The following is a 20,557-nucleotide window of genomic DNA, read 5'->3' as shown; positions in this document are numbered from 1 at the left end:
GCAAGGCATCTGATTTCGGCAGTGACCGGTTTGAAAGTTGTGATAATTAGTCAGCGAATCTGACAAAAGTAAATTCCGTGCGCTTCAATTGAAGTTGCAGATGGGAGGGGCAATCATCCATGGCTTCAACAGCATTACAAGATCTTCTCGAAAAATCAGAGCGGACAAGCGTTGCGACGAACATCGCAGAGCGTCTTTCGCAAGAACTTGTCATCGCCTTGGTGGGGCCGGTGGGATCTGGGGTGTCGACAGCGGCAGGATTTATCCGCGACATTCTTACTCAGGACTTTGGCTATAATGTCTGTCCAACGATAAAGCCAAGCGAGATTATCCGCGCTGAAGCTCACCGCGTACGAACGGCGGGCATTCCGAAAGCGCCTTTGGATGAATACATCACTGAGATGCAAACAGCTGGAAACAGCCTTAGAGAGCGCTTTGGGGGCAATTATCTTGCTGAAAAAGCAATCGAGCGGATATACAAATTTCGCAAGGAAAATGGCGGTCTTTCGGAGAGCGGCCTGTTGCTTCCAGGGCGCCGAGCCTACATCATTGATTCGCTTAAGAATACAGACGAGCTAAATTTACTTAAGCAAATTTATGGAGAAACGCTGTGCGTCTTCGGGGTTTTTGCTCCCGACGGTTTGCGATCCTCGCGACTTAAGAACAACGGAGTCCCAGATGATTCAGTCAAAAGGATCATGGATCGCGATCGTATAGAAATCCAGACATTCGGTCAGAAAACTAGAAAGATATTTGTAGAGGCCGATTTTTTTGTTTGCAATGACAACAAAATCGATGAGCTTAGAAAGAAGATATCAAGGTATCTTTCCATCACTTTCAATACCTCTGTCCATACGCCGACAAGAGCAGAATCTGCAATGTATGAGGCTAGTTCAGCGGCGGCAAATTCGGCCTGCATGTCACGTCAAGTGGGCGCGGCGATTGTTTCCGAGGGAGGCGAGCTCATTTCAGTGGGCTGGAATGATGTTCCTCGCTTTGGTGGCGGCCCATACAATGAGGACGACCAATCAGTGTGGAGCTTGGAAAAGAAAGCGCTGGTAGACAATGACAATAGATGCTTCAAATGGGGGCGTTGCGTTTGCCACAATGAAACCAGAAGAACCGATATTGTTGACAAGATAGCTATGACAATATCTAGATCCGGAATTCTTAAGAAGGGTCAGACTTATGTCGATGTTAGAAATCTATTAAAAGGCACAGAGATTGATTCATTGATTGAATTTTCACGGTCGATTCATGCGGAGATGGAGGCAATACTTTCTATTGCTCGTGAGGGTAGAAACTCCCTTTCAAATGCGACTCTCTACACGAGTGTATACCCTTGTCACAATTGTGCTAGGCACATTGTCGCGGCTGGGATTACGTCAGTTATTTATATCGAGCCTTACGATAAGAGCTTGGCTGTCGCGCTTCATAACGATTCGGTAACCGAAGACCCCGAAGATAAGGGGCGGGTCGTCTTTCGCCAATATGATGGCGTCGCGCCAAGAAACTATCTCAGGCTGTTTAGGCCTTCCGCAGATCGGAAAAAGGATGGGGCATTGATCAAGCAGTCGCCGAAATTTGCCCTTCCGGTGTTTCGCATACCTCTCGACAATCAGTCAGAATATGAAGCGAAAATTATTGCGGACCTCTCAGACAAAGAGCAAACTGTTTAGATAGGCACTCGCTGCAGGAGGATGGGGATGACCAGGCGTCAGGAATCAGGCGAGCAACTTTCGCTTGATCTGAAAGTGGGAGGTCAGAAAAAGGGCGATGTTTCTCCGAGTGTTGCGCGCCCTAATGTCGTCGCGTTTGTGGATGCTGGGACCCTCGCAATTCGACGCGATGCGATTAAGCGCGTCCAAGCTTCAGGCATATTTCCGGCGCCAGTGGTTCCCCGCCTGAAAGCATAGTCAATCTCAGGGGCTGGTTGGATTCTCGGCGCCTAGAGACTTGGCATTTCCGCTAGGGTCGGATTTCACGCCCGCTGCCGTGTCTTCAGTCGCCTGTCTGCCTCAATGCTTGAGATGGATCGTCACCCAGCCCTCGCGGTGCAAGGTGCGCACGTGGCGAAAATTCTGGCCGACATAGGCCGAGATGACGGCGTCGCGCTGTCGCTCGAGGATGCCTGACAGCACGATCGAGCCGCCAAGTGCGATGTGATCAGCCATTTGCGGCGCCAGCCGCATCAGCGGCCGCGCGAGTATGTTGGCGACGATCAGATCGAAGGGCGCGCGCTTGCCGAAGATCGGGTGGTGAAAGCCCGGCGCGGTCGCGGTTTCCACCAGCGCCTTGACGTGGTTCAGCCGCGCATTGGCGGCGGCGACCCTGACCGCCACCGGATCGATGTCGGTGGCGAGCACCGGAATATGCGCCAGCTTGGCGACGGCAATCGCCAGCACAGCGCTGCCGGTGCCGAGGTCGAGCGCATTGCGCGGGTTTTCGCGCCGAACAACCTTTTCCAGCATTTCCAGGCAGCCGGCGGTGGTGCCGTGGTGGCCGGTGCCGAAGGCGAGGCCGGCCTCGATCTCGATGGCGAGCTCGCCGCTGTGGCGCTTCCTCCGGTCATGCGCGCCGTGGACGAAGAAACGGCCGGCACGCACCGGCTTCAACTCTTCCAGCGAATGCGCCACCCAGTCGATGTCGGGCAGGGCCTCGCGCTCGATCGGCCTCGACAAGGAAAGCCCGGCAAGAATGTCTTTCAAGCGGGTCTCGACCATATCGACGTCGCCATCGGCATAGAGCGACACTTCGTGGATGTCTTTGTCCTCGTCGACCTCAAGCACGGCGATCGGCAGGCCTTCTTCCTCGAAGGCCGCCTCGAGCGCCGCGAAAATGCTGACGGACTCGATCTTTCCGGTGGTGAAGTAAAGGCGCGTCTGGGTCATGAGATGGTTATCAGCTTTTCGCCGCCAGCCGCTTCAGCTTGGCGATGGCCGTATCGGCGCTTTCGCCATAGGCGATTGTGCCGGCAAAGTCGCCCTTGGCGTTGAGCAGCAGCACCGAGGCGGTGTGGTCCATCGTGTAGTCGCCGTTGCCGGTGTCGACCTTCTTCCAGTAGATGCCGAACGACTTGGCCATCGCATGGACCTTGTCCGGATCGCCTGTGATGCCGACGATGCGGTCGGAGAAATTGCTGACATAGGCGTTCATCACCTCCGGCGTGTCGCGCTCCGGATCGACCGAGACGAAATAGGCGTGCAGGGTCTTGCCGTCGTCGCCGAGCGTCTTCAGCCAGCCGGCCAGTTCGAACAGCGTGGTCGGGCAGACCTCGGGGCAATGGGTGAAGCCGAAGAAGACGACGCTGGGCTCGCCCCTGAAGGCGGCCTCGGTGATCGGCGCGCCTTTCTGGTCGACCAGGGTAAAGGCGGCGCCGAAAGGCTCGCCGCCATAGTGGCCGCGGTACCAGTCGAAGGTCAGCCAGCCGATGCCGGCCGCCATCAGGACGAGAATGCCGACCAGGATAGAACGCATCATCAGAAAAGTCCGTCTGCAGAAATCGTCGCGCCGGCTCCATGCCGCGCCCGTGCGACAGTCTTAGCGGTTCGGCCCCGCGCAGGCAAAGTGCCGCGTTGCCGCAACCGCAGCGGTGTTGACGAATCTGCTTGCAAAGCCGGGCTGCTCGCCCCACCTGTGACCGGCACTCGAACCGCAGGAGGCTCCATTGCACAGACTGATTGGGCACGGACTGATTGGGAACGGACTGATTGGGCGAAAACTGATCGGCGGCGCATTGGCCGCGTGCGTTGTCTTTGGCGCCGGCGCTGCTGTGGCCGAGGAAGTCGGCAAGGTCGGCGTCGACTGGCTCGGCAACGACATCATCGTCGAGGCGATCAAGGATCCCAAGGTGGAGGGCGTGACCTGCCACGTCTCCTATTTCGATCGCGGCATCATCGATCGCCTGCACAAGGGCAACTGGTTCGAGGATCCGTCCGATTCCTCGATCTCCTGCCGCCAGACCGGCCCGATCACCATCGGCGACATCGACATGAGCGAGGGCGGCGAGGAAGTGTTCAAGCAAGGCATCAGCCTGATCTGGAAGAAGCAGGTGGTGAACCGCATCTACGACAAGGCCAATGAGACGCTGATCTATCTCTCGCATTCGCGCCAGGTGCAGAACGGCTCGGCCAAGATGTCGGTCACCACCGTGCCGCTCTACGGCCAGAACGTGGTGTGGACCAAAGGCAAGCCGCAATAGGCAGTTTAATTCTTTCCCGGAACTGGTCGGACGGACGAATGGTCCCGCTTGCGGGACCATTCGCGCGGGCGAATCCTTGCTGGGAAACGATCTGACGGACGATTGGCCCCGCTTGCGGGACCAATCGCCTAGGGGTAAAGCCGCCGGCATGGACCGTTCCGAAAATCTCGTCCCGAAAGACCCCGAGCCGCGCATCCATCCGACCGCGGAGCTGAAGGCGTGCAAGCTCGGCCGCTATGCCTCGATCGGCGAGCGGGTGGTGCTGCGCGAGGTCACGGTCGGTGACTTCTCCTATTTCGAACGCCATTCGGAAGCCATCTACACGACGATCGGCAAATTCTGCTCGATCGCCGCCAACAGCCGCGTCAACGCGCTGGAGCATCCCATCGAGCGGCTGACCCAGCACAAGGTCAGCTACCGGCCGAACGAGTATTTTCGCTGGCTGGGCGTCGACGCCGCATTCCGCGAGCGGCGGCAGGCGAAAGCCGTGACCATCGGCCATGATGTCTGGATCGGCCACGGCGCGGTGATCATGCCTGGGGTCGCCATCGGCAACGGTGCCGTCATCGGCGCCAACGCCGTGGTGACACGTGATGTGCCGCCCTACGCGATCGTCGCCGGCGTGCCGGCGAAGGCTCTCCGGCCACGCTTCGCTCCGGATATCACGGCGCGGATCGAAGCTCTCGCCTGGTGGGACTGGCCGGTCGAAAAGCTGGCCAGAGCGGTTCCCGACATGCAGGCCATGCCGATCGAAACGTTCCTCGATCGCTGGGAAAACGACGCCGTCTGACCAGTTCAAGTGCGTAGCGTTGAGACGGAGTCGGGCGACGCGCTTCAAGGCCCGCCGGACTGAAACCCCTTCCGCCATGCGGGGGTGGCGCAGCGGAAGGGGCTGGAGTTAAACCGCTGTGAAGCGGAAGGAACAGGCACTCTCGCCTGCAGGGTCATTGTGACATTGGACCCATAAGGTGTGTTTTCCAGGCTATTCTCCCTATGCGTGTAGGCAATTGTACCTGGAGGTATTTGCTTGCATCGGGAACCTGAAACGGTCGCTGATTGTTCTCATCGCGCCGCAGCGTTGAGGATTTTGATCGATGGAAAAGCATTTCACCAAGGTCGCCAACTGGGTCGCCCGCATAGCCGGCCTGCCGCCGACATTCGCCCTCTGTTGCCTGATCGTCATCGTCTGGGCGGTGAGCGGTCCGTTCTTCGGCTTTTCGGACACCTGGCAGCTCGTCATCAACACGGGCACGACCATCATCACCTTCCTGATGGTCTTCCTGATCCAGAACACTCAGAACCGCGACGGCGCGGCGATCCAGGCCAAGCTCGACGAACTGATCCGGGTCGGCAAGGGCCACAACCACTTCATCGGCATCGAGCATCTGACCGAATCCGAAGTCGAGGAAATCCGCGCCAAATGCGAGCGTGCTGCAAAGCGGCATGACGAACAAATCGCCGACATGGCGGCGAAGAAGGTTGTGGCGAAAAAGCGCGGGTCGAAAAAGCAGGCGGCCTGAAGATCAGTTCTTCATGAACGCCGCGAAACTGTCCTTGTGGTCCGGGTGCCAGCGCGACAGGGCTGGGCGGTTCTCGATGATGTCGCCGATCGCCCAGGCCATGCGCTTTTCATCCAGCGGGCGGGCCGCCTCATTGTCCGGGCACAGGATGTAGAAATCGCCTCGGGTCAGGGATTCCAGCATGAAATCCACAACCTGTTCGCCGGTCCAGGCGCCGGCCGGTTTTTCCGTCGCGCCCTCGGTCAGGCCGGTAAAGGTGAAGCCGGGGATCAGAAGATGGGCAGCGACATGGGCGCCGGGTTCGTTGCGCAACGCATGCGACAGGCCCTCGGTGAAGGTTTTCACCCCAGCCTTGGAGACATTGTAGGCAAGATTGCCGGGCGGCGTGGTGATGCCTTGCTTGGAGCCGGTGTTGACGATCAAACCCGGGCTGGCCGAGGCCAGCATGCGCGGCGCGAAGGCCTCGACGCCATGCACGACGCCCCAGAAATTGATGTCCAGCAGCCGTTTCCAGGCATCGCCGTTTTCCCATGGCTTTCCGGGATTGTCGCCGATACCGGCATTGTTCATCAGCAGCGACACGCCGCCGAAGGCGCCGAACGCCCTTTCGGCGAGGCGGTGTACCTCATCCGCCTTCGAAACGTCGGCGGCGACGGCAAGCACGGCATCGTCGCCGGCAATCGCGGAAACGGCGCGCGAGGCGTCGTCCAGCCGCGCGCCGCCAATATCGGCCAGCACGATCTTCATGCCCATCAGTGCAAGCCGCTTGGCGGCCGCCAGACCGATGCCGCTGGCGGCGCCGGTGATAACGGCGGCATTGCCTGGGGCAAGCGCGGGCAGGGCGGTCTGGATCTCGGCGTCGGTGATCATGGGCGATGGGTTCCTTGTTCGATGGCGCCGAACTTAGCGCCGGAACCGGCCGGCGCAAGCCTCTGCCCGCCTTGTCGGGTTGACCAGTTCGGTCGAGGCTGCGCATGTTGCCCTTTGCCTCCGCAAAAGAGATTTTGCCTGGGGACAAAACAAACTTCAGCCTCGGGGACAAACGGAGATTTCCTGATTGACGGACTGGGTTGCAATCCTGAAAGAACAGACCGCCATTGGCGACCAGATGGGCCGCGAGGTGCCGCAGATGCTGGCCAACCCCGACATCAGCGAAACGCAGGTGAAGACGCTCTTTTCCGCCCTGGAGAAACAAGCCGAGTTCGTCGAGAAGCTGCGTATGGCGCTGGAAAAGTTCGGCCACGATTTCTCGATCATCAAGGCCGCGGAACGGCTGGAGGAGCGCTATGCCGACCTTGCCGCATCGGTGGCGGAAAAACTGAAAGCGATGCGCCGTCGGTGAATGCCTCGACCCTGCCTTTGCCCATGGATCCGCGGTGAATTGTCGAAAAACAGTAAACGTCAGCGGTGTTGAAGAGCCAATAAGCGGCAACCGGGAAATTCCTCAACCATGTCCAAGAAAAATCCGGCATCAGTCCCGCTGGCCAGGACGGTTACGGCCGCCCACCTGTTGACTTTTCTTGGCTTGGCCGCTCCCTCTTGCAGGGCAGTCTTGGCCGAAGCAGATGAACGGCCGGATTCGAATGGAGGGACTGATGAGATTTCGTTTTCTGCTTGTGTTCGCGACCATAATGGCCGCGGTCTTCGGGACGTCCGCCGCAGCCTTCGCTTACAGCGCCCACACCACGACCAATCTCAATGTCCGTAGTGGGCCGGGAGCGGGATATGCCAGGGTCGGAACGCTGCCCGGCGGCTTCAGGGTCAATGTCACCGGCTGCCAGCCGGGCTGGTGCAGAATTCATGGCGGCGGCGTGAGCGGCTGGGCCAGCTCCGGTTATCTCGAACGCTCCCAAATCGTTCGCCCGCCAATCATCATCGTGCGTCCGCCGCATCGGCCGCCACACTGGCACAAGCCGCACCGTCCTCCGCACCATCGGCCGCACAGGCCACGTCCCGGCAAGTGCAAGATCGCGCCCGGCTTCTCCTGCAAATAGGTTCATTTGCGCCGGGTCTGGCGTGACGGGCAGGGCGGCAAATCAATTGCGGCCCTGCCGCCATGTCCATGGCCTGACGGGTACTTCAGCCGTTCGGTGTTTCAGGCGAAAGATGCGCGCGTCCGCGTGGCACGCCAAGACCGGTATCCGGCGGCTCGCCGGCTGCTGGTCTGTTCTCGATCATGTGCGTGGTGCGCCAGCGGCCGAAACGGTAGTAGGCCGCCGCCAGTACAAGCGAGCTGATCGAACCCACCGGGAAACTCCACCACAGCGCTTCCTCGCCGATCACGCCACGCATGAAATAGGCGAAGCCGGTGCGCACGACCAGCACCGAAATGACCAGGATGATCAGCGGCGGCATCACGGCACCCGTGGCTCGTACGGTGGCAAACAGCACGATGGTTATGCCGAACAGAATGAACGACCACGAGGCGACATTGTTAATGTGGACGGCGATGTCGATCGCCGCGCTGTCGCTGCTCAGGAACAGGCTCAGCACCGAACGGTCGAAAACCGACAGCACTGCAACCAGTGCGCCGGTCAGGACCAGGTTGAAGCCGACACCGGAGGCGGCGATGCGGCCGATCCGGTCCCAGCGCCCGGCGCCGACATTTTGCGCCGCCATCGAGGACACCGCGGCGCCGATGGCGAGCGCCGGCATCTGGATATAGGTCCACAGCTGGGCGGCGATGCCGTAGGCGGCGGCGACCTGTGAGCCGTAGGAATTGACGATGCCCATCACCGTCAGTGCCGCCGCCGAAATGACGATCATCTGCAGACCCATCGGCACGCCCTTGACGACGACGATGCGAAGCAAGGTGGGATCGGGCCGCAGCAGGGCGAGGTTGGCGCCGGCCAGCCGCAGCGGATGCCTGCGCACATAGAGCACGATCAGGATGGCGATCACGCTTACCGTCTGGCCGATCAGCGTGGACGTGGCGGAGCCCGCGATGCCGAGTTCGGGAAACGGTCCGATGCCGCGGATGAGCAATGGGTTGAGCACGATGTCGAGGACGACGGCCAGAGCCATGAAGAAGAAGGGCGTGCGTGAATCGCCGGCACCGCGCAGCACGGTCATGACGAAGGACAGAAGGTTCATCATCGGCACGGCGACGAAGATGATGCGCAGATAGGAGCGCGCGAGCGGCAAGGCATCGGCCGGTGTGCCGAGCGTGTTGAGAATGGCGTCGACCCAGATCCAGCCGCAGACCGCGAGGATAACGGAAACGAGGAAGAAGAACGTCGCGCTGGTGCCGACGATGCGGCGCGCCTCGGGCAGGTCGCGGGCACCGACCGACTGGGCCACCAGGATGGTGGCCGCCATGCCGATGCCGAACACGGTGCCGAGGATCAGGAACAGGACGAGGTTGGCGTTGGAGGTGGCGGTCAGCGCCGATTCGCCGAGGAAACGGCCGACCCAGACGGCGTTGATCGAACCGTTGAGCGACTGCAGCACGTTGGAGCCGAGCACCGGCAGAGCGAACAGCAAGAGCGTGCGCGGGATCGGGCCGCTGGTCAGGTCGCCGGTGCGCCGGCGCGGGGGATTTTTTTCGTCCATGGCGGGCAGCTCGGCGACGGTTTGTTTCAAGTCGCGTCCGCGATGATTGCCGATACAACGGAACGCAGGTTGTGCCTTGATCTAATCATGTTCTCAAAGCTTCCGGAATGGGATATTGATCCTCGATGCGTGGGGCCGCATTCCTATCAGATCTTGGATAAGCCGGGGGGTCATGTCCGATATTCCGCTGTTTTCTGTGCGCCTGAACCGGCGCGCGTTTCTCGGTGCATCCGCTTTGGGCGCCCTGGCTGTTTCGGCGTGTACAACAACAGACGTGGCGCCGCCGCCGCCGGATGCAGCACCGCCGAGCGATCCGGCTTTCGGCGATGCCGCAAGCATGTATGCGGCGCGTGTCGACGAGGGCTATCAACTGCCGGCAATCCCGGTTGCCAAGGTCGATCCGAAATTCGTGCGCCAGATCGTGGCTGATCCGACCGGGGAGAAACCCGGCACGATCGTCGTCGATACGTCTGAGCACTTCCTTTATCTGGTGCGCGAGGGCGGCACAGCTATTCGCTATGGCGTCAGCCTTGGCAAAGCCGGTTTCGGATGGACCGGCAGCGCCGTGGTCCAGGCGAGGAAGAAGTGGCCGGTCTGGACGCCGCCGCCGGAGATGATCCAGCGCCGGCCGGAACTGGCGAAATACAAGGACGGCATGCCGCCCGGCCCGCAGAGCCCGTTGGGCGCCCGCGCGCTGTATCTGTTCCGCGACGGCAAGGACACGATGTACCGGCTGCACGGCACGCCGGAGTGGGATTCCATCGGTAAGAACGCTTCGTCGGGCTGCGTGCGCTTCATGAACCAGGACATCATCGACCTCTACAGCCGCGTCAACGGCCCCGCTCAGGTCTTCGTGCGTCCCAACCTGTCGGCCGCCGGCAAGATCATGGCCGTGTCGAGCAGAACCGCCGAGCCGATCGATGCGGGCGTCCCGAAGGACGCGGAGTTCTTGAAGTAAGCCTTCTCAATCAATCTGCCTGGAAAAACACCAGCAATAGTGCTCCGGGCGGACGCGCCAAGCGCGCCCGTCCGTGCAGTGGTCGTTACTTCTTGGCCAAACCCGGCAGCGTGACCTGATAGACCAGGAACATGGTGTCGACATTGGCGCCGTCTTCGGCCTTGTAGGGCGCGCCGACCTGAAAACCGTCCTGGGCGAGGAAGTCGTTGTCGTTGGCGACGAACAGGAAGTAGTCGTCGGGCAGCTTCGCATCGAGCACGCTGACCACCGACATCGCCTCCCACTTCTCGGACAGGTTATCCTGGTCATTGGGCGCGCCATTGTGCAGGCCGAAGCGGCCGAGCTCGGCACTGTCGTTGATGTCGATGAATGGCGTCAGCTTGGCCGGTGTCACCGATGGGTCGACGACGCCTTTGGGGGCGACCGGCCTGTCAGCGCCGTCGAAGGCGCCGCCGGCGATGTCGGTCGCGGTGGATAGGTCGACGACGTTGACCTGGCGATAGAGCGAGGCGTCGCCCTTCAGGCCCTGGCCGTTGCCGCTGTCGCGCGCCAGCATCAGGAAGCTCTTGTCGGAGAGCGCCACGATCTCGCTCTGCGCGGCGACCTTGGTCTTGCCCTTGGCATCCCTAAACACCGGCAGCGGCACGACATATTCGTGCGCCAATTTGAGATGGGCGAGGTCGGACGCGTCATAGACCAGCGCCCTGGTGTTTTGGCGGGTCGAGCCGGAATCGCCGCCGTCCTGCCTGGCCGCCGACTGCAGCACGGCGATCAGGAACTTGCCGTCGGGCGTCATCGCCATGCCTTCGAGGCCTTGATTGTTCTGGCGGCCGGTGTCGGGATCCTTCGGATCGGGCTCGGCGGCACCGGGTCCCGGATTGTCCGAGGCGAAGTTCGGCGTGCCGTGGCGCATCGGCACCAGCGCAGCCGGTGGCTGGGTTGCCGACAGCAGATGCCCGTCGGCGGAAAACCGATAGATGTTCGGGCCGTATTCGTCGGAGATGAACATCGAACCATCGGGCAGCCGCACGATCGCCTCGTTGTCGAGCGCCAGCTTGCCATTGTCGGCTTGCGGCAGGATCGGCATGTCGCCGCTTGCCGCGCGCACGCCGTTGAGCGGATCGAGGCCTGTGGCATCAGCCCCCTTGTCGTCGGTGAGAAGCATGGTGTCGGCGAGCGTTGCCTTGACGCCGGTCTGCTGCTGGCCGGCAGCAGGTGCCGCACCTGGTGCCACCGGGGTAAACTCGATGGCGACGGTGTTGAGGCGCGGCCGGTAGTCGGTGGTGCCGACGACATTGTAGCCGCGATCCGGCAGCAGCCAGAGCGAACCTTTGTAGCCGGCGGCCTCATGCGTCCAGCCTGATGTGTCGATCGACATGCCCGAGCCCGAACCAAACGTCTCGCCGAACTTGTCGCGCTGAGCGGCCGGGATGCGGCCGACGCCGACCAGCCCTTTGTTGACAAAGCTCGTGCCGCCGACGGTCGCGGTGCTGTCGGCGAGCGCCGGCGTCAAGGCGGTGAACAAGGCCAGCGCGACGCCGAGCGACGCGGTTCGATATAGGTGTTTCATGGATAATCCTCTTTGTGACGGATGTGCCGGAGCGGCCGCGGGACGAAAAACTGAAAGAGGTGCGACATCGATGATGCCGCGCAAGCCTCCCCGAAACGCGGTCTACGGCGCGAACATGATGCTTGCGTGACAGCGCGCAGTGCATGCCGGCGGTCGACGAAAAACGATGCGCGCGCGGTACTGGACACTTATGTCTAGTGCGTATATGGTCCAGCCTTCGGACTAACCGTGGAGGGGAAGCCTTGAAGTCGCACTACCGCGCAGTCGTCATCGGGGGTGGCGTGGTCGGAGCCTCCGTCCTTTATCATCTGACGCGATTTGGCTGGAGCGATGTGGCGCTGATCGAGCGCGCCGAACTGACGGCCGGTTCGACCTGGCACGCGGCGGCAGGCTTCCATGCGCTCAACGCCGACCCCAACGTGGCGGCGCTGCAGGACTACACCATCAATCTCTACCGCGAGATCGAGGCCGAATCCGGCTGGGATATCGGCCTGCATATGACCGGCGGCGTCAACATCGCCAGCGATCCCGCGCGCTGGGAGTGGCTGAAATCGGCCTGGGCGGTGTTCCAGTCGGTCGGCATCGAGACCGCTAGGTTGGTAACGCCCGACGAGATCAAGGCGATCTGCCCGATCGTCGACGTCACCGGCGTGCTTGGCGGCCTGCATGATTCCAACGAAGGCCATCTCGACCCGTACGGCACGACGCACGCCTATGCCGGCGCTGCAAAAAAGCGCGGCGCCGACATCATCCTGCGCAACCGGGTCGTCGAGCTGAAGGCGCGCGCCGACGGCCGCTGGGATGTCGTCACGGAGCAGGGCACCATCATCGCCGAGCATGTCGTCAATGCCGGCGGGCTGTGGGCAAAGCAGCTCGGCCGCATGGCCGGCGTCGATCTGCCGGTGACGCCGATGGAGCACCATTACTTCATCACTGAGGACATTCCCGAGATCGCGGCGCTGGACAGGGAAATCGGCATCGCCGTCGATCTCGACGGCTTTTCGTATCTCAGGCAGGAGCGCAAGGGCGTGCTGCTCGGCGTTTACGAGCAGAATCCAAAGCACTGGAACATGGATGGCGCGCCGTGGGACTACGGCATCGAGCTGATCCCGGAAGACATCGACCGCATCAGCCCGGAACTCGCCAAGGCGCATGAGCGCTTCCCTTGCCTGGCGACGGCCGGCATCCGCAAATGGGTCAACGGCGCCTTCACCTTCACACCGGACGGCAATCCGATCGTCGGGCCGGTGCGCGGCCTAAAGAACTACTGGGTCGCCTGCGGCGTCATGGCCGGTTTCAGCCAGGGCGGGGGCGTCGGCAAGTCGCTTGCCGAATGGATGATTTATGGCGAGCCGCAGGCCGACATTTTCGGCATGGACATCGCCCGCTATGGTGCCTTCGCCGCGAACCGGGAATATCTCAGGCAGACGACGCGCCAGTTCTACTCGCGCCGCTTCGTCATGACCTTTCCCAATGAGCGGCTGCCCGCCGGCCGGCCGCTGAAACGCCCCGGCGCCTATGACGGCATGACGGAAGCGGGATGCGAATGGACGGCTTCCTGGGGGTTGGAAATCCCGGCCTATTTCGCGCCGATGGGGTTTGCCGAGAACACGACGCTGCGGCGCTCCAACGCCTTCGACATCGTCGGCGACGAGGCGCTGCAGGTGCGGCGCGCCGCAGGTCTCGTCGATATCTCGGCCTATGCGCGCTATGCGGTCTCAGGCCCCGGTGCCGAGGCGTGGCTCGACCGGCTGCTCGCCTGCAGATTGCCGAAGCCGGGGCGGGCCGGTCTGGCGCCGATGCTCGGCCATGACGGACGGCTGAAGGGCGACCTCACCGTCTTCAACTGGGGCGGCGGCGACTATTGGCTGATGGGCTCCTACTATCTCCGGGAATTCCACATGCGCTGGTTCGAGAGCCATTCGGTTGAAGGCGTCACCGTCGCCGACCTCTCCGACACGATGAGCGGCTTTCTGCTGACGGGGCCGAATGCGCGAGAGATTCTGGAGCGTACGACGCATCAGGATGTGTCCGGCGCAGCGCTGCCGTTCATGGCCTGCGGCGCATTCGACATCGGCATGGTGCAGGCACGTGTGGCGCGGCTGTCGATATCAGGCGAACTCGGCTTCGAAATAAGTTGCCCCGCGACCATGCATGCCACTCTGCGCGACACGCTGCTGGCTGCGGGCGAGGATCTCGGCTTGGCCGAAATCGGATACTATGCCCTCAATGCGCTGCGGCTGGAGAAGAGCTTTGGCATCTGGTCGCGTGAATTCACGCAAGGCTATACGCCGGGCCAGACCGGTCTCGACCGGTTCATCGCTTTCGGCAAGAGCGACTTCATCGGCCGCGAAGCAGCGTCGAAACAGCGGGAGGCCAGCAGCGGCCAATGCCTGGTGACGCTTGAAGTCGACGCGCTCGATGCCGATGCCAGCGGCTTCGAGCCGGTCTGGCATCAGGGCCGGCGCGTCGGCTTCGTCACCTCGGGCGGTTACGGTTATACGATCGGCAAGAGCCTGGCGCTGGCGCTGGTCGACCGCGATTTCGCGGGCGAGGGCACCGCGCTCTCCGTGCATGTCGTGGGGGAGGAACGGCCGGCGCATGTCGTCGCGGCCTCGCCCTATGATCCCCTGGGCAAGGCAATGCGGCAATGAGGAGGATTTCCGATGGTCGATGACGCGGCACGGGACGGCAGGCGCGAGCGCCGGCGTGGACGCACGGGCGAGGCCGGCAGCGAAAGCAGCCGCCGTCCCAATTACCATTCGCTGAAGAACCCGTTCCTGCCGCAGCCGATCTTTTCTGATGATCAGGTGGCCGCGATTCACGAAACGGCGCTGCGGGTGCTGGAAGAGCTCGGCATCAAGGTGCTGCTGCCGCAGGCGCGTGAGCACTTCGCCAGCGCCGGCGCGCTGGTCGATCCGGACACCGACATGGTGCGCATCGGCCGCGACATGGTGACGGCGGCACTCGCCTCGGCGCCGAGATCGATCCACGCTCACGCCGGTTCGCGCGCCCGCGATCTGACGCTGGAGCTCGGCTCGATGACCTTCCTCGCCGGATGCGGGGCGCCGAACGTCACGGATCTCGAGCGCGGCCGGCGGCCGGGAACACTGGCGGATTTCGAGGATCTCATGCGGCTGGTGCAGCATTTCGACGTGCTGCATATGCTGGGGCCCTGCATCGAACCGCAGGATGTCGACAACCGCTTTCGCCACTATGCCGTCAACCGCGCGCAGCTGACGCTGTCGGACAAGCTCCCGTTCGTCTTCGCGCGCGGCACCCCGCAAGTCGAGGACGGGTTCGAGATGATTCGTCTGGCGCGCGGCCTGTCGCAGGACGAGTTTCTGGCAAATGCATATTGCTACACCGTCATCAACACCAACTCGCCGCGCCAGCTCGACATCCCGATGGCGCAAGGCATCATCGATTTCGCCCGCGCGGGCCAAATCTCCGTCATCACGCCGTTCTGCCTGGCGGGCGCCATGGCGCCGATCACGGTCGCCGGCGCGCTGACGCTGCAGCATGCCGAAGCGCTCGCCGGGCTGACGCTGGCGCAGATCGTGCGGCCGGGTGCGCCGGTCGTCTACGGTTCGTTCTCCTCCAATGTCGACATGAAGTCCGGCGCGCCGGCCTTCGGTACGCCCGAGCACGTCAAGGCGACGTTGGGCGCCGGTCAGCTGGCGCGCTTCACCGGACTGCCGTGGCGATCGGGCGGCGGCAGTGCCGCCAACATCTCAGACGCGCAGGCCGCGCACGAGACGCAGTTCGCGCTGTGGGGCTCGGTGCTGGCCGGGGCGACGATGTGCATCCATGCCGCCGGCTGGCTGGAGGGCGGCCTCAGTGTCTCCTTCGAGAAACTGATCACCGACATCGAGGCGCTGCAGACGGTGGCTGAACTTTGCGCCGCGACGCCCGGCGATACCGATACGATCGGCTTCGAGGCGATCGCCGAGGTGCAGCCGGGCGGCCACTTCTTCTCGGCCGGCCACACCATGGCGCGCTACCGCACCGCCTTCTACGAACCGCTGGTGGCCGACTGGTCGAATTTCGGCAACTGGACGCAGAGCGGCTCGAAGACAGCGAGCGAGCGCGCCACCGGCGTCTGGAGGCGGGTGCTTTCCGATTTCGCGCCGCCGGCAACGGCTGCCGCCACATCAGGCGTGCTGGATGAGTTTATCGCGCGGCGCACGGCAGAGGGCGGAGCGGCGCCGGTGTCTTAAGGCCGGCTTTCGCTGATCGCCCTGGTTGTGGCGCGATCCGGAACCTGCAGCGCCTCCCGCGCATTCAAGGTTGCGGCCGGTTCACTGCGGCACCGGTGTGCTGTTTGAGGGGAGGACGACATCGGCGGCCCTGCTGCCACCATCAATCGCTGTCGCGTGCGACCAGCTCCAGCGGCCAGACCTCGCGGATGATCCGTGGACCCTCCGGGCCGGCGAAGGCGGGAAGCGACGCCAGCAGCATTTCAGCAAGCCGTTGTCCCATTGGCTCCAGCGCCGGGCGGAAGGCGGTCAACGCCGGGGAAAAATAGCGGCAGAGCGGCGTGTCGACGATGACGGTTACCGCCATGTCCTGGCCCGGCCTGATGCCCATCTCGGCCAGCGCCTTGCAGCCGCCCAGCGCCATTGCATCATTGTTGAAGATGATGGCGGTCGGCGGGGCCTTGGAGCGCATCACCTGCGGCGTCACCTCGTAGCCGCCGGCCTCGTTGATGAAGCCGGAGGCGATCAGCTCGGGGTCGATCTCGATGCCGTGCCGCTTCAGGGCCTTGCGGTAGCCGGCCAGGAACAGATAGCCGAAGTTGAGGTCGAGCGACGGACGGATAGCGGCGATGCGGCGGTGACCGCGCGCCACAAGGCGGTCGACGGCGTCGGCGCCGGCCTTCTCGAAATCGAGGTCGAGGGAAGGATAGGACTTGGCCCCGGAGCGACTGCGGCCGAGCGTGGCGAAGGGAAAGCCGGCTTGGGTGAGATAGTCGATGCGCTCGTCCTCGCGCCGCGTCCAGGCCAGCAGCACTGCATCGGCGCGGCGCGTTTCGACGACACGGCGCAGGCGCTCCTGCTGGTAGTCGCCCGGCGCCCCCATGACCACGGTCAGGTCGAGCCCGCTTTCGGCAAGCCTGGCCTGCAGCCCGATCAGAAACGGAATGAAGAACGGCTCGCCATATTGCTGGTCGCCGGGATGCGGCTGCAGCATGAAGGCGATCGAACGGGTGGCGCCTTGCCTCAGGCTGCGGCCGGACTGGTTCGGCGAATAGTTCAGCGTCCTGGCCGCCTCGAGCACGCGCTGGCGCGTGTCGGCATTGACGTCGGCGCGGCCGTTCAGCGCCCGCGACACCGTGCCGATCGATATGTTCAAGTGACGGGCAAGGTCGTGAATGCTGGACGCCAAGAGACTGTTCTCCCCCTTGCTTGGCTAGCACCGGTAGCCGCTCAGGCCAAGGCGGTAAGACGAATTTCGCCAAGGGCCGATTGACATTCTACGCCTTCGGGTGTGTTCTCGTAAACGTTTACGGAAAAACGTTTACGGTCCTGCCGTGGATGCCGTGACGATCGGTCTGGAGGGACCGAGCGGAGGAGGAGCGCTGGATGATCGATGTCGTCCTGGTCGGCTGCGGAGCGATGAGCAAGGCCTGGCTCGATGCCATCAGGCAGATCCACGGGCTCACCCTTGTCGGCCTCGTGGATCTCGATGCCGACAGGGCACGGGCGAGGGCACGCGAATACGACCTCACCAATGCCGTCATCGGCAGCAATCTCGACGCCGTGCTCGACCAGACCAAACCGCAAGCAGTGTTCGACGTGGTGGTTCCAGCCGCCCGGCACGAAGTCGCTTTTTCCGCTTTTGCCCACAATTGCCATCTGCTGACGGAAAAGCCGCTCGCCGACAGTCCGGAAAATGCGCGCGCCATCGTCGAGGCCGCTCGCCGCGCCGGGCGCATTCACGCCGTCGTGCAGAACCGCCGCTATGTCGCCAATGTGAGGCGCATCCGCAGGTTCCTGGATTCCGGCGCCATTGGTACGCCGACCAGCATCCACGCCGACTTCTTCGTCGCGCCGCATTTCGGCGGCTTTCGCGAGGAGATGGCGCATGTGCTGTTGCTCGACATGGCGATCCACACATTCGACGCCGCCCGCTATATGGTCGCCGGCGAGCCGGCCGGCGTCTATTGCCAGGAATGGGAGCCGGCCAATTCCTGGTACCGGCAGGGATCGTCGGCCAGCGCCGTCTTCGATCTCGGCCGCGGCAAGGTCTTCACCTATGCCGGGAGCTGGTGCGCCGCCGGCTTCCGCACCAGTTGGGAAAGTACATGGCGCATCGTAGCCGAGCGCGGCAGCCTGCTCTGGGACGGCAATGACGAGCTGAGGGCAGAAGCAGTGATGCCGGGCCGCGACGGAATGTTCGACAAAACCCAGCCGATCGAGGTGCCGCCGCTCGATGCGTCCGATCGCGTCGGCGGCCATCTCGGCATTCTCCTGGATTTCATGCACGCCATCGAGACCGGCACCGAGCCGGAAACGCGCGGCGCCGACAACATCAAGAGCCTGGCCATGGTTTTCGGTGCCATCGAGAGCGCCGAGACCGGACGCCGCGTGGCGATCGCAGAGGACACACAATGACGCCGAACCCGCTTCTCGACATCCGGATCGGCACCATGGTGCGGGCCAATCTCGACGACCCGGCGGCTTACATCAAACAGATCCTGCCGCTCGGCTTCGAAAGCATCCAGCCCTTCTTCTGGCAGACGCTTGGCGGCAAGGACCTGCCGCTTCTCGCCAGCCAGATCCGCGAGGCGATCGGCGATGCCGACGTCACCGTGTCCTCGCTCGGCGTGTTCGGCAATCCGCTGGAAGACGGCGAGGTCGATCGCGGCGTGCTCAAGGCCTGGGAGACGGTGATCGACAATGCGCATCTGTTCGGCACCTCGATGGTCAGCGGCTTCACCGGCCGTTTGCGCGGCAAGAAGCTGACGGACAGCCTGCCGCGCTTCAAGGAAGTCTGGGGTCCGCTGGCCAGGCGCGCCGCCGACAAGGGCGTGCGCATCGCCTTCGAGAACTGCGCCATGGACGGCAACTGGGCCGCCGGCGACTGGAACATTGCCCACAATCCGGACGCCTGGGAGCTGATGTTCAACGAAGTGCCGGACGACAATCTCGGACTGGAATGGGAGCCCTGCCACCAGCTCGTCTATCTGATCGACCCGATACCGCAGATCCGCAAATGGGCGCCCCGCATCTTCCATGTGCACGGCAAGGACGCGACGGTGCGCTGGGATGTCATCCGCGAGCATGGCGTGTTCGGCCGGCTGCCCTTCGTGCAGATGCGCACGCCCGGTTTCGGCGACAGCGACTGGACGCGGGTGATCAGCGAATTGCGGCTGGCCGGCTACAAGGGGGCCATCGATATCGAAGGCTGGCACGACCCGGTCTATCGCGGCGACCTCGAGATCACCGGCCAGGTGCGGGCGCTGGAATATCTCAAGCAATGCCGGGGAGGGGCCAGCTACCTGCCGAACCCGATGTGAGGATCGGCCAGCGGGAGGAGCCGGCCGGGATGTCTGCAACGCACATTGCCGAAGCGAATGTCGAAACCCCTCGCTTGCGAGGACAAAAAGGGAGGATAAGTGCATGAGCATGACGATGAGAAGGACAGTTCTGCGCTCGACCGTCGTGGCCGCCGCCACGGTACTTGCCGCTGCGATCTCCACCTTGCCCGCGCGGGCGCTCGACGCCAAATGGTGCAAGGACGTCCACATCCGCTTCTTCGTCGGCGGCGCCGAGGGCGACGCTTTCGGCACCATCGTCTACAATGGCGCCAAGCAGGCAGAGGCCGATCTCGGGCCGAAGGTCGACTACATCTTCTCCCAGTGGGACATCGAAAAGATGGTGCAGCAACTGCGTGAGGCCGTCGCGGTCAAGCCCAACGGCATCGCCATGATGGGCCATCCGGGCGACGCGTCGATCATGCCGCTCGCCGAACAGGCGCACAAGGACGGCATCAAGATGATGTACCAGAACGTGCCGGTGCCGAAGGTGATGGCGGCATTCGGCGGCGGCTATGTCGGCGCCCAGCAGGAACAGCAGGGCCGCGCGCTCGGCGCCGAGGCGTTCAAGCTTGGCAAGCTGAAGGCCGGCGACAAGGCGATCATGATCGGTCCGTTCGAGAATGAGAGCCGTGGTGCGCGCGAGCGCGGTACGGTCGCCGCACTGAAGGAAGCCGGCGTCGAGGTCATCCAGTTGTCCTCGCCGCCGAGTGGCGAATGGGCGTCCGATCCCAATCTGGCCATTCCAGTGATCACCGCGGCGCTGCTCAACAATCCCGACGTCAAGGCGGTCGGCTATCCCGGCGGGCAGATGCTCGGCAATGTCTCGACCTATATGCAGGCGGCCGGACGCAAGGCTGGCGAGATCTTCAATTTCGGCTTCGACACCAGCCCGCAGATCGTCGAGGGCTTCAAGGGCGGCTGGGTGCAATTGACCGCCGACCAGCAGCCGTTCCTGCAGGGCTATCTGCCGATCCTCAGCCTCTGCCAGCAGGTTGTGCTGGGGCTGGCGCCGATGAATGTCGACACCGGCGCCGGCTTCGTCACGCCCGAGAATTACGAGATCGTCGCCGAGCTCGCCAAGCAGGCGCTGCGCTGACCTCCCAAGCCGCCGGGGCGGGGGCGGCCCCCCCCCCCCGGGCCCCCGGCGGCCGCGGCGGGCCGGGGCCATCAAAGCCGGGGGGCGGGGGGGGGGACGCGGCGCGGACGGGGGGCC

General features: G+C 63.1%; 18 protein-coding genes. 12 read left to right on the top strand and 6 right to left on the bottom strand.

Annotated elements, in window-relative coordinates; genetic code table 11:
* Positions 1–119: 119 nt before the first annotated feature.
* Entirely contained in the window at positions 120–1,679 is a 1,560-nt protein-coding gene (locus tag AC0L24_RS18465; RefSeq protein WP_473564032.1) for an anti-phage dCTP deaminase, read from the top strand.
* Positions 1,680–2,018: 339 nt separating this feature from the next.
* Here the strand turns inward: AC0L24_RS18465 and AC0L24_RS18460 are convergent, their stop codons facing one another.
* Both AC0L24_RS18460 and AC0L24_RS18455 read right to left on the bottom strand, forming a co-directional pair.
* On the bottom strand, positions 2,019–2,891 hold the full coding sequence (locus AC0L24_RS18460; protein ID WP_473564031.1) for a 50S ribosomal protein L11 methyltransferase: 873 nt from the start codon (positions 2,889–2,891) through the stop codon (positions 2,019–2,021).
* 10 nt (positions 2,892–2,901) lie between these two features.
* Positions 2,902–3,480, bottom strand: a complete 579-nt coding sequence (locus tag AC0L24_RS18455) for an SCO family protein (RefSeq protein ID WP_473564030.1) — start codon at positions 3,478–3,480, stop codon at positions 2,902–2,904.
* A gap of 187 nt (positions 3,481–3,667) precedes the next feature.
* Between AC0L24_RS18455 and AC0L24_RS18450 the strand changes: the two genes are divergently transcribed.
* The 3 genes from AC0L24_RS18450 to AC0L24_RS18440 all read left to right on the top strand — a co-directional run bounded on the left by AC0L24_RS18450 (position 3,668) and on the right by AC0L24_RS18440 (position 5,721).
* The gene (locus AC0L24_RS18450) at positions 3,668–4,201 is read left to right on the top strand and encodes a CreA family protein (RefSeq protein WP_473564029.1); all 534 of its coding nucleotides are present in this window, start codon (positions 3,668–3,670) and stop codon (positions 4,199–4,201) included.
* 148 nt (positions 4,202–4,349) lie between these two features.
* Positions 4,350–4,991 carry a DapH/DapD/GlmU-related protein gene (locus tag AC0L24_RS18445; protein ID WP_473564028.1) on the top strand — a complete coding sequence of 214 codons (642 nt, stop codon included), beginning with the start codon at positions 4,350–4,352 and terminating at the stop codon, positions 4,989–4,991.
* A 304-nt stretch (positions 4,992–5,295) separates the two neighbouring features.
* The gene (locus tag AC0L24_RS18440; protein ID WP_127320442.1) at positions 5,296–5,721 is read left to right on the top strand and encodes a low affinity iron permease family protein; all 426 of its coding nucleotides are present in this window, start codon (positions 5,296–5,298) and stop codon (positions 5,719–5,721) included.
* A gap of 3 nt (positions 5,722–5,724) precedes the next feature.
* Here AC0L24_RS18440 and AC0L24_RS18435 read toward each other — a convergent pair whose 3' ends face one another.
* Positions 5,725–6,591, bottom strand: coding sequence for an SDR family NAD(P)-dependent oxidoreductase (locus AC0L24_RS18435; protein WP_127328887.1), 867 nt, complete (start codon positions 6,589–6,591; stop codon positions 5,725–5,727).
* A 187-nt stretch (positions 6,592–6,778) separates the two neighbouring features.
* Between AC0L24_RS18435 and AC0L24_RS18430 the strand changes: the two genes are divergently transcribed.
* Both AC0L24_RS18430 and AC0L24_RS18425 read left to right on the top strand, forming a co-directional pair.
* Positions 6,779–7,063, top strand: a complete 285-nt coding sequence (locus tag AC0L24_RS18430) for a hypothetical protein (protein ID WP_127320440.1) — start codon at positions 6,779–6,781, stop codon at positions 7,061–7,063.
* 253 nt (positions 7,064–7,316) lie between these two features.
* Positions 7,317–7,715 (top strand): SH3 domain-containing protein, encoded by a 399-nt coding sequence (locus AC0L24_RS18425; RefSeq protein WP_127382106.1) that lies wholly within the window; start codon positions 7,317–7,319, stop codon positions 7,713–7,715.
* Positions 7,716–7,800: 85 nt separating this feature from the next.
* Here the strand turns inward: AC0L24_RS18425 and AC0L24_RS18420 are convergent, their stop codons facing one another.
* Positions 7,801–9,273 carry an MATE family efflux transporter gene (locus AC0L24_RS18420; RefSeq protein WP_127811381.1) on the bottom strand — a complete coding sequence of 491 codons (1,473 nt, stop codon included), beginning with the start codon at positions 9,271–9,273 and terminating at the stop codon, positions 7,801–7,803.
* Positions 9,274–9,445: 172 nt separating this feature from the next.
* Between AC0L24_RS18420 and AC0L24_RS18415 the strand changes: the two genes are divergently transcribed.
* Positions 9,446–10,231, top strand: coding sequence for a L,D-transpeptidase (locus AC0L24_RS18415; protein ID WP_127810006.1), 786 nt, complete (start codon positions 9,446–9,448; stop codon positions 10,229–10,231).
* Between the two features lie 85 nt (positions 10,232–10,316).
* On the opposite strand, the gene AC0L24_RS18410 is transcribed toward AC0L24_RS18415, so the two are convergent.
* A complete protein-coding gene (locus AC0L24_RS18410; protein ID WP_127810007.1) occupies positions 10,317–11,801 on the bottom strand; it encodes an esterase-like activity of phytase family protein in 1,485 nt (494 codons plus the stop codon).
* 242 nt (positions 11,802–12,043) lie between these two features.
* Here AC0L24_RS18410 and AC0L24_RS18405 point away from each other — a divergent pair, with 242 nt between their 5' ends.
* A complete protein-coding gene (locus tag AC0L24_RS18405) occupies positions 12,044–14,455 on the top strand; it encodes a GcvT family protein (protein WP_127810008.1) in 2,412 nt (803 codons plus the stop codon).
* A gap of 12 nt (positions 14,456–14,467) precedes the next feature.
* Positions 14,468–16,021, top strand: a complete 1,554-nt coding sequence (locus tag AC0L24_RS18400) for a trimethylamine methyltransferase family protein (protein ID WP_127810009.1) — start codon at positions 14,468–14,470, stop codon at positions 16,019–16,021.
* Between the two features lie 142 nt (positions 16,022–16,163).
* Here the strand turns inward: AC0L24_RS18400 and AC0L24_RS18395 are convergent, their stop codons facing one another.
* Entirely contained in the window at positions 16,164–17,189 is a 1,026-nt protein-coding gene (locus AC0L24_RS18395) for a LacI family DNA-binding transcriptional regulator (protein WP_127810010.1), read from the bottom strand.
* Positions 17,190–17,386: 197 nt separating this feature from the next.
* Between AC0L24_RS18395 and AC0L24_RS18390 the strand changes: the two genes are divergently transcribed.
* The 3 genes from AC0L24_RS18390 (at position 17,387) to AC0L24_RS18380 (ending at position 20,440) form a co-directional block, all read left to right on the top strand.
* The gene (locus AC0L24_RS18390; protein WP_127810011.1) at positions 17,387–18,418 is read left to right on the top strand and encodes a Gfo/Idh/MocA family protein; all 1,032 of its coding nucleotides are present in this window, start codon (positions 17,387–17,389) and stop codon (positions 18,416–18,418) included.
* A complete protein-coding gene (locus tag AC0L24_RS18385; RefSeq protein ID WP_473564027.1) occupies positions 18,415–19,323 on the top strand; it encodes a sugar phosphate isomerase/epimerase family protein in 909 nt (302 codons plus the stop codon). The genes AC0L24_RS18390 and AC0L24_RS18385 overlap by 4 nt, the downstream gene beginning before the upstream one ends.
* Positions 19,324–19,426: 103 nt before the next feature.
* Positions 19,427–20,440, top strand: a complete 1,014-nt coding sequence (locus tag AC0L24_RS18380) for a substrate-binding domain-containing protein (protein ID WP_127810013.1) — start codon at positions 19,427–19,429, stop codon at positions 20,438–20,440.
* The last annotated feature ends 117 nt before the right edge of the window (positions 20,441–20,557 follow it).

Source organism: Mesorhizobium sp. WSM4809, assembly GCF_055811655.1.
This window is presented reverse-complemented; position numbering and strand designations above follow the sequence as displayed.